General features: G+C 46.6%; 5 protein-coding genes. 4 read left to right on the forward strand and 1 reads right to left on the reverse strand.

Annotated features, from left to right (window positions below; genetic code table 11):
* Positions 1-219 precede the first annotated feature (219 nt).
* A complete protein-coding gene (locus tag QUB52_RS07660; RefSeq protein WP_332972803.1) occupies positions 220-3,975 on the reverse strand; it encodes a DUF4347 domain-containing protein in 3,756 nt (1,251 codons plus the stop codon).
* Positions 3,976-4,072: 97 nt separating this feature from the next.
* Here QUB52_RS07660 and QUB52_RS07665 point away from each other — a divergent pair, with 97 nt between their 5' ends.
* The 4 genes from QUB52_RS07665 to QUB52_RS07680 form a co-directional block, all read left to right on the forward strand.
* Positions 4,073-4,279: a hypothetical protein gene (locus QUB52_RS07665; protein ID WP_265239171.1), complete on the forward strand. Its 207-nt coding sequence runs from the start codon at positions 4,073-4,075 to the stop codon at positions 4,277-4,279.
* 421 nt (positions 4,280-4,700) lie between these two features.
* A complete protein-coding gene (locus QUB52_RS07670; RefSeq protein WP_332976147.1) occupies positions 4,701-5,726 on the forward strand; it encodes a sensor histidine kinase in 1,026 nt (341 codons plus the stop codon).
* Positions 5,716-6,408, forward strand: coding sequence for a response regulator transcription factor (locus QUB52_RS07675; protein WP_332966162.1), 693 nt, complete (start codon positions 5,716-5,718; stop codon positions 6,406-6,408). The genes QUB52_RS07670 and QUB52_RS07675 overlap by 11 nt, the downstream gene beginning before the upstream one ends.
* 557 nt (positions 6,409-6,965) lie before the next feature.
* On the forward strand, positions 6,966-9,525 hold a 2,560-nt coding region (locus QUB52_RS07680; RefSeq protein ID WP_332976148.1), incomplete at its 3' end, for an Ig-like domain-containing protein.

The following is a 9,525-nucleotide window of genomic DNA, read 5'->3' on the forward strand; positions in this document are numbered from 1 at the left end:
TATCTGCTATATACTTTTACTAATAGGCGAATGTTTAGATAATGTTTGAAATCTATACTTGCAGGTATAGATGCTGTGTAAACGCTGTTTTTTGCGCCACAATTGCGATCGATGCTTTAACAAACAGGATTTACGCACTCATATAGTTTGATGCGCTACAAGTAGCAGTAAGGCGCGCACTACGCGCCCTACATATAGAATACCTTTGTCCGGGACTGTCTAAGCTATGTTGAAATTGGCAGCACTTATCGAGCTGGCAGACACTCCATTGAGAGAAGCTAAAATTTGACCGGTTGCTGACAAACGGATGAAAGTTGAACTGTTTTCTTGAGTAATCGACAGTTGGGAAAAAGTGAGATTGTTGGCGAGTATTAGCAAATCTTTGCCATCCTCAAAATCCAAGATAGTATCGATGCCAGAATTGGTGGAAATCAAGAATTTATCATTGCCAGCACCTCCTGACAAAATATCACTTCCCAAACCGCCAGTCAGCAAATCATCACCATTTCCTCCGAACAAAAGGTCTGTGCCATCACCGCCATTCAAACTGTCATCACCGTTCTCTCCGAACAAAACATCATTACCGCTACCTCCCAGCAATGTATCGTTATCATCGCCACCATAAAGAGTGTCATTCCCAAGGCATCCGTCTAGCAAATCGTTATTTTGATTTCCATTTAAGAAATCATTGCCAGCACCTCCGCAGATACTATCATCTCCGAAGTTACCGTAAAGACTATCCTCACCTTCGCTGCCAAATATAATATCATTTCCCTTGCCCCCATAGCCGCGATCGTTACCTTCACCGCCGTCGATAAAATCAGCACCGACATTGCCAAAAATTAAGTCGTTATCTTCCTTGCCATTGATTGAATCATTGCCCCGATCGCCCAAAATGAGGTCTTCACCTTCACCGCCAACAATGATGTCATTATTTTTGCCACCAAACAGGGTATCATTTCCCCGATCGCCACTAATAAAATCATTTTGTTTGTTTCCGTAAAAAGTATCGTTGTTTTCGCCTCCGTATAAGTTGTCATTGCCGAAACCCGCATCGAATATGTTCGGATTTGAACTGCCGTAAAAAGCGTCATTATCGGGAGTACCAAACTGGATTTCACCGCTGCCATTGCTGGTGATAATATTTTCAGCTTCATTGGGTAAATCCCAATTTGGATATTTAATAGTATTGCAAATGCAATCACTTTCAGTTGAACTTGGTGTCGGAGTTGGAGTTGGCGCGGGCGTCGGAGTTTCCGATGGTGTGGGAATTGGTGTTGGTGTTGGCGCTGGTATTGGCGCAGGCGTTGGTGTTGGGGCTGGTGTTGGCGCTGGCGCTGGTGTTGGTGTTGGGGCTGGTGTTGGCGCTGGCGCTGGTGTTGGTGTTGGCGCTGGCGCTGGTATTGGCGCTGGTATTGGGGCTGGCGCTGGTGTTGGGGCTGGCGTTGGTGTTGGGGCTGGCGTTGGCGTTGGTGTTGGGGTTTCCGATGGCGTTGGCGTTGGCGCTGGTGTTGGCGCTGGCGTTGGCGTTGGAGTTTCCGATGGTATTGGTGTCGGTGTGGGTGTCGGCGTTGGCACTGGCGATATTGGCGTCGGTGTCGGCGTTGGCGATATTGGCGTCGGTGCAGTGTAGTTAATAATAGTCGTGGTAGCGGTATCAGCGGTAATTATCGGTGTTACCGCTGCGATGCCTGTGGGATCTGACAGGGTGACGGTAATAGTTTCATCGGGTTCAACCGTGGTGTCGCCCAACACATCCAGAGTGATGGTTTTTGATGTTTCACCCGTCGCAAAATTAATCGTGCCAGTAGCAGTTTTTGCCCCAGAAGTACCGCCGATATTGTTATAATCGCTGCCGTTGGTAGCTGTTCCTGCGATCGCATATTTGACGCTACTTGCCCCGTTAGTGACGTTGCTGCGAGTTACAGTGAAAGTTAGAGGTTTTTTGCCGCTATTGCCTTCATCAAGGGTGGCAGCATTGGTGGCAATGTCATAAGCAACAGAAACTTGATCTGAAATAGTTAGTGTGGTTTGTTTTGTGGAACCCGCAATGCCACCGGTAATTGTGCCAAGGTTGAAAATTACGGTTTCTGGGTTTTCAGAGATATTGTCAGACTTGATAGTAACTGCAATATTTTTGGTGAGTGCGTCACCTGTTGCACCTGCGGGGAAAGTAATCGAAGTAGGGGAAAAGGTGTAGTCAGAATTTTCGGTGGCTGTGCTAGTGGGGTCGAGGAGAATTGGCACAACGACATCGTTTAAGGGAGTGCCACCGGTGATCTTGACGGGAATATTAACTACTGTGTCTGTTGTTCCTTCCACACTGTTGTAAGTGACCGCACCGAAATTAACTGTATTCGATGTATTCAGCAGAACCGAGACATTTTGACCGGAAGCCGTAGCTATATCCAACTTGCCGTCAGCATTAAAATCTCTCGCAACCGCAAAAGCAATATAATAAGCATCATTGTTCGGGGCATACGGGAGCGTAAAGTTGCTGAGAGTACCAAATTTACCCGTACCATCTCCTGACAAGACTGAAAGTTCCCGAATGGTGTGGCTAGGCGTGGCTAAATCGAGTTTGCCATCGCCACTAAAATCCCCTGCAACCACAGATTCGGGACCAAAAGATAGAGAACGTTTGACACTAAAGTTGTTAGCAGTATCAAAATTACCCGTACCATCTCCCAAAAAGACTGAGACAGATTTATTGGTGTTATTATTAGCCGCGATATCGAGTTTGCCGTCGCCATTAAAGTCGCCTGTGACAACAGTGCGATACTCAGTCCCAGGGGAGGTAAGGTTAACGGGGGAGTTAAAGTTGCCCTTACCATCTCCTAATAAAACGGAGATGTTATCAGTCAATGAATAGTTCGATGTGACTAAATCAAGTTTGCCGTCGCCGTTAAAGTCGGCTGTGTCAAGAGTAAACTTGCGTGTTTGTGTATTAATCTTAACGGCAGTGCCAAAGCTACCAGCACCATCTCCCAAAAATATTGAAATGAAGTTATCGAGATAAGGAGTTGTGGCTAAATCTAACTTGCCATCTCCATTAAAGTCACCGGCTACGATCGAAGCATGATCTATATTTTCACCGAAGTTGGTAGGATCACCAAAACTGCCAGTACCTGTCCCCAGCCGGATGGAAACGAAATTGCCGTTACCTTGTAAATCCTTACGATTCGCTACAGCTAAATCGAGTTTGCCGTCTCCATTAAAGTCGCCCACTGCAACGCCATTGGGATTCTCCTTACCTGCTGGCTTAACTAAGCTGATAGGAGTAGCAAAGCTTCCCGTAGTACCCGTCCCCAATAATATGGAAATATCTCTTGGGAAGAAGCGATCTTGCTTGCCTGTCACTACTAAGTCGAGGAAACCGTCACCATTAAGGTCGCCCGTATCAATGTCTCCAGCATTTGGTACACTATAGTTCCTGGCTTCACTGAAGGTTGCAAGGACGTGGCTATATGCTGCTAGAACTTCGGGCCGAAATGCTAAAGAGGCTGCTATTTTCCCGGTTGTCGTTTCCAGTTCCCAGTCGCCACCTTTTGCTGCACTGCCGGTGAGGTTTTTGGAGGCGGCAACGTTGGTATTTGTGAGTTGGGCGATGCGCTGGATGAATGCGATCGCACTTAATGCCACATTACAACCATAAATCAAAATGTCCGCGCCCAAACAAAAAGCATTCCGCCACTGCTGCAATTTCTCTGAATAAGCTTCCAGATTGTCTAAACTCAAGCTACTGCTACCCAGTTGCAAGCTTCCCGGAGTCCCGTGAGAAATGATGTGGATGCTCTCAATATTCGTGCGATGAGCTAAGATTTGAGTAATTTGATCTATCGCATCCCTTTTCCCGTGTAACACTACAACTTCGGTACCCGGTGTTACCCCGGCCATCAAACTTTGATAATCTGTAACTTGGCGATCGATAAAGGCGATCGCACTTCCTGAAACTTGACAATTAAAGTTTGGCATCACAGCACTTATTCCTGATTGAACTAGAGTTAAAAATTGTTGCATCAACCATAACAGTTGATTCCATAAAACTATGTAAATATTTAGCAAGTATCTATTGATACATAGTCCCTCGATCGAATCTATAGGTTTGTCCGCAGATCCGCCGGGTTGGTGTGGATATTGTGGCACAGTATTTACGGTGAATTATTGCGAATTTGGAGGTGAACCCATCCTAGAGCTTATTGAGAATGCTGCAAGATTTCAGCTCGATCGCACTTTCTACCGTATTTTTATTAAATCAGGTGGCTATTTGAGAACGTGAGTGAGTTATCATCGACTTCTCATCGACTTTTCATTAGACATCTCGCATAATTAGATCAGTCCTGGATGCACTCCGACAAAGAAACCGGGTTTTTTACCAAATCTGTCGGCTGCGACGAAGTATTGTCGTAAAAAAACCCGGTTTCTGGGCCCCGATGCCTAAATCCTATAGATTTTTGTCCAGATAGGCCAAGGCGTAACGCATTTTCTTAGATTTTTAGTAAATTAGATGTAGCAGGAGGCAGCAAGCCCTAAGTAATAAGCTCATCTTTTTCAGCAATCGATCGAGTCCGCCATCGCCTTGCCGATTGCTATATTATTTTTCTTTCTTTCTAATAAAAATCTTGAGAAACTTCTTAAAAATCCCCAAAAATGTACTACTTCAAGAGAAGTATTTGCGAGGAAGATGGTCGATAGCCATTTTGTTTGCTATTGTGATCGTGCTGGAATTTAGCACGCCGTCGGAGTATCTGTTTGGATACTTTTACACGGGGCCGATTATACTGGCAAATTCGCGCTTGAGTCGGTTGGGAAAGTTACAAATTACGCTGGTAGCGGTAGTTTTGACTCTGTTGAATGTGTTTATTCCTCCTGGAGAAACGATCGCCCTAGCAACTGTTGCAAATAGAGCGATCGCAATTATGGCTTTGGGAGTGACGGGATATTTGAGCGATCGCAATCAGCAGTACCAAGAAGCGATCGCTCTTGCTAAAGCTCAGTTACAGTCTCAGCAGCAGCTAGCCAGCATCCGAGAGGATTTTGTCTCTACTTTGAGTCACGACTTGAAAACGCCGATGCTGGGGGCGATCGAAACAATTAAAGCTTTTAAATCAGCAAAATTTGGCGATGTCACTCCCCATCAGCAAAAGGTTCTCGAAACAATGGCGCGATCGCACAAAATGTCGTTACAATTAGTAGAAACCCTGTTGGATGTTTACCGCAACGATACTGAAGGTTTGAAACTGCAACTTGCTCCTGTAAATTTAGTCGCTTTAGCAACAGAGGTAATCGCCACACTCGCAGATTTATCGGCGGCGCGCCGAGTTTATATTAGTACCAGTTACGGAGAGTCTGATTTCCGTCGCTCTTTGTGGGTAAACGGCGATGCAGTCCAACTCCAGCGCGTTTTTGTTAATTTGCTAACAAACGCGCTCAACCATTCTCCACGAGGCGGCAAAGTAGAAATTGTGATGGCATCTCATTCAAATTATCAGGTAGTGAAAGTGATCGATAGCGGGTTGGGAATTACCGCAGGGGAACTCTCGCAGCTATTCGAGCGTTTTTATCAAGGAAATAGCGATCGGCAAGCTAAAGGATCGGGATTGGGATTATACTTATCTCGCCAAATTATTGACGCCCACGGCGGTATAATTTGGGCAGAAAACAAATTGCCCCACGGTGCTTTGTTTGGATTCCGACTACCAGCAATCTCCGCCAATGAAACCTAATTCTCCCCTACGAATTCTCCTAGTTGAAGACGACGAACTGTTTCGGTTGGGACTGCAAACTCGATTGCAGCAGGAAAGTTGTTTGCAAATAATTGCCGAGGCGGAAGATGGCGAAACTGCGGTAGAATTGACTCAGGAATATTTGCCGGATGTGGTGGTTTTGGATGTAGGTTTGCCGGGAATTGGTGGCCTTGAAGCGTGCCGCCAAATTAAACAGCAACATCCCGAAATTCCCGTTTTAATTTTAACATCCCATTCCCAAAAATCGTTAATTGAAAGGTTGATGGCTGCGGGAGCTCACGGATATTGTCTCAAGGGAATTGCAGCGGAAACTTTGGTTTTGGCAATTCGATCGGTAGCGTCGGGCGCTTCTTGGTGGGATAAGGGTGCAACTGCGGAAATTAGGGCAGTTTTTACTCATGCTGAACCTGTGAAAGTCGGGGTAAAATCGGAAGTTTTAGACAATCCACTGACGAAGCGGGAACAGGAAATTTTGGCTTTAGTTGCTGGTGGGAAAAGCAATCAGGAGATTGCACAAATATTGTACATTGCTCCGGGGACTGTGCGGGTGCACGTTCACGCGATTTTGCAAAAGTTAGAAGTGCGCGATCGCACTCAAGCAGCAGTGCTCGCTATTCAGAAGGGATTGGTAGCAAAAGAACTGTTAGGCGATCGATCTTAAGTCTGGTGGTTTATAATAATCGCAAAACCTTGATCGTTTGATATCGTTTCCGGTTGCATCGCTATTGTTCAAACAGTTAACATTCAACATCACCTGACGGTGCAACCTAAATTGATAAGATTTATAATAAGTTTTGAAAAATTACTTGACACAAAAATAATTAAATAGTAGTAATATTTATCTATAATATTTAATTTAATTATGTTCTTATTATGCCATCATTAGATGTATTTTTATCAGAATATGTAGAAGGTATAGCCTTTCTCAAAAAGGTGAGGTACGCTTCGGCCAAACAGGGCATTGGGCATTGGGCTATCCTTATCTTTCTGAGAACTGCTATAGCAGTAATAATAAAGCTTTAGAAATATACAACGGTACTACAGCGCCAATTAACTTATCAGCCGGAAATTATATTGTACAAACATATTTTAACGGGGCGTTGCTGAATGAAAGTATGATGAAATCTCCCAATTCAGCAACGCCTTAGTTTTCAAGTGATGGGGAATGACAATGCTGCTTTGTTTAGCGTACCACCTGCGATCGACTCTTTAGGATAATTGACTTTTGCGCCTGCAATAGGTGCGATCGGCAGTGCTACTATTAATTTAAATCTGAAAGATAACGGCGGTACACTTAACGGTGGTATCGATACTTCGCCTAGCCAGACTTTCGTCATTCACCTCACTAACCAGCCGGCAATGGGACAACCAGACAGTTACAGCATTCCCCACGACAAGGTATTTAACCTGCCAGCCCGCGGAGTCCTAGCCAACGACTCCGATGGCGATGCCTTGACTGCCAAACTGGTGTCCTCGCCAAACAATGGCAAGGTAGTTTTCAACAGCGACGGTTCCTTCAGCTATACTCCGAATCCGGGTTTTGCAGGCGCAGACAACTTTACCTATAGCGTCAGCGATGGGACATCGCCGTCTCCCCCCATTCCGGTGAACCTCAACGTCACCAACTTTTCACCTGCGGGACAACCAGACAGTTACAGCATTCCCCACGACAAGGTATTTAACCTGCCAGCCCGCGGAGTCCTAGCCAACGACTCCGATGGCGATGCCTTGACTGCCAAACTGGTGTCCTCGCCAAACAATGGCAAGGTAGTTTTCAACAGCGACGGTTCCTTCAGCTATACTCCGAATCCGGGTTTTGCTGGTTTTGACAATTTCAGCTACAGCCTCAGCGATGGGGCATCGCCGTCTCCCCCCATTCCGGTGAACCTCAACGTCACAAACCAGCCGGTAGGGGGACAACCAGACAGTTACAGTATTCCCCACGACAAGGTATTCAATCTGCCAGCCCCCGGAGTCTTAGCCAACGACGACAACTTGGAGGGCGACACATTGACTGCCAAACTGGTATCAGTCCCCAACAACGGCAAGCTGAATTTCAATGCAGACGGTTCCTTCAGCTATACTCCGAATCCAGGTTTTGCAGGTTTTGACAACTTCAGCTACAGCGTCAGCGATGGGGCATCGCCGTCTCCCCCGATTTCGGTGAACCTCAATGTCACTAACCAACCACCAGGACCACAACCAGACAATTACAGGATTCCCCACGACAAGGTATTTAATCTGCTAACCCGCGGAGTCTTAGCCAACGACGACAACTACGACGGCGACCCCCAAACTGCCAAACTGCTGTCAGTCCCTAGCAACGGCAAGCTCAATTTCAAAGCAGACGGTTCCTTCAGCTATACTCCGAATCCCGGTTTTGCAGGTTTTGACAACTTCAGCTACAGCGTCAGCGATGGGGCATCGCCGTCTCCCCCGATTTCGGTGGACCTTAATGTCACTAACTTTCCACCAGAACCACAACCAGACAATTACAGCATTCCCCAAGACAAGGTATTTAACCTGCCAGCCCGCGGAGTCCTAGCCAACGACTCCGACCCCGATGGCGATGCCTTGACTGCCAAACTGGTGTCCTTGCCAAATCAGGGCAAGGTAGTTTTCAACAGCGACGGTTCTTTCAGCTATACTCCGAATCCGGGTTTTGCAGGTTTTGACAACTTCAGCTACAGCGTCAGCGATGGGGTATTGGCGTCTCCCCCGATTTCGGTGGACCTTAATGTCACCAAGTTCTTAATCAACCAACCGCCGCAGGCAAATAGTGATCGTTACACCACTCCTCACGACAAAACACTCAATATTCCAATCCCCGGACTCCTGGCCAATGATATTGACCCTGACGGCGACCCCCTAACTGCAAAACTTGAGTCCGGCCCTAGCAACGGCAAGCTGAATTTCAAGGCTGACGGTTCCTTTAGCTATACTCCGAATCCCGGTTTTGCTGGTTTGGACAACTTCAGCTACAGCATCACTGACGGGGCATTCCCACCTTTTTTGGGGGTGCCAGTAAATATCAATGTCACCAATCAGCCACCACAGGCAAATAGTGACAGTTACAACACTCCTCACGACAAAACACTCAATATTCCAATCCCCGGACTCCTGGTCAATGACATTGACCCTGACGGCGACACATTGACTGCAAAACTTGAGTCTGGCCCTAGCAACGGCAAGCTGAATTTCAATGCTGACGGTTCCTTTAGCTATACTCCGAATCCCGGTTTTGCTGGTTTTGACAACTTCAGCTACAGCATCACTGACGGGGCATTCCCACCTTTTTTGGGGGTGCCGGTCAAAATCATTGTCACCAATCAGCCACCACAGGCAAATCGCGACAGTTACAACACTCCGCACGACAAGACACTCAATGTCCTAATCCCCGGAGTTCTGGTCAATGACATTGACCCTGACGGCGATACATTGACTGCAAAACTTGAGTCTGTCCCCAAAAACGGCAACCTGAATTTCAATGCTGACGGTTCCTTTAGCTATACTCCGAATCCTGGTTTTGTTGGTTTTGACGACTTCACCTACAGCATCACTGACGGGGCGGCCTTCCCGCCTTTTTTCACGACTGTGCCGGTAAATCTCAATGTCACTAATCAGCCACCACAGGCAAATAGTGACAGTTACAACACTCCCCACGACAAGACACTCAATGTCCTAATCCCCGGAGTTCTGGCCAATGACATTGACCCTGACGGCGATACATTGACTGCAAAACTTGAGTCTGTCCCCAAAAACGGCAACCTGAATTTCA

It is taken from the genome of Microcoleus sp. A6-C6, assembly GCF_036705955.1.
In the GTDB taxonomy this organism is placed as follows: Bacteria; Cyanobacteriota; Cyanobacteriia; order Cyanobacteriales; family Microcoleaceae; genus Microcoleus.

Coding starts and splice junctions, on each gene's coding strand:
- QUB52_RS07660 (WP_332972803.1), bottom strand. CDS start 3,975: ATGCCAAACTTTAATTGTCAAGTTTCAGGAAGTGCGATCGCCTTTATC.
- QUB52_RS07675 (WP_332966162.1), top strand. CDS start 5,716: ATGAAACCTAATTCTCCCCTACGAATTCTCCTAGTTGAAGACGACGAA.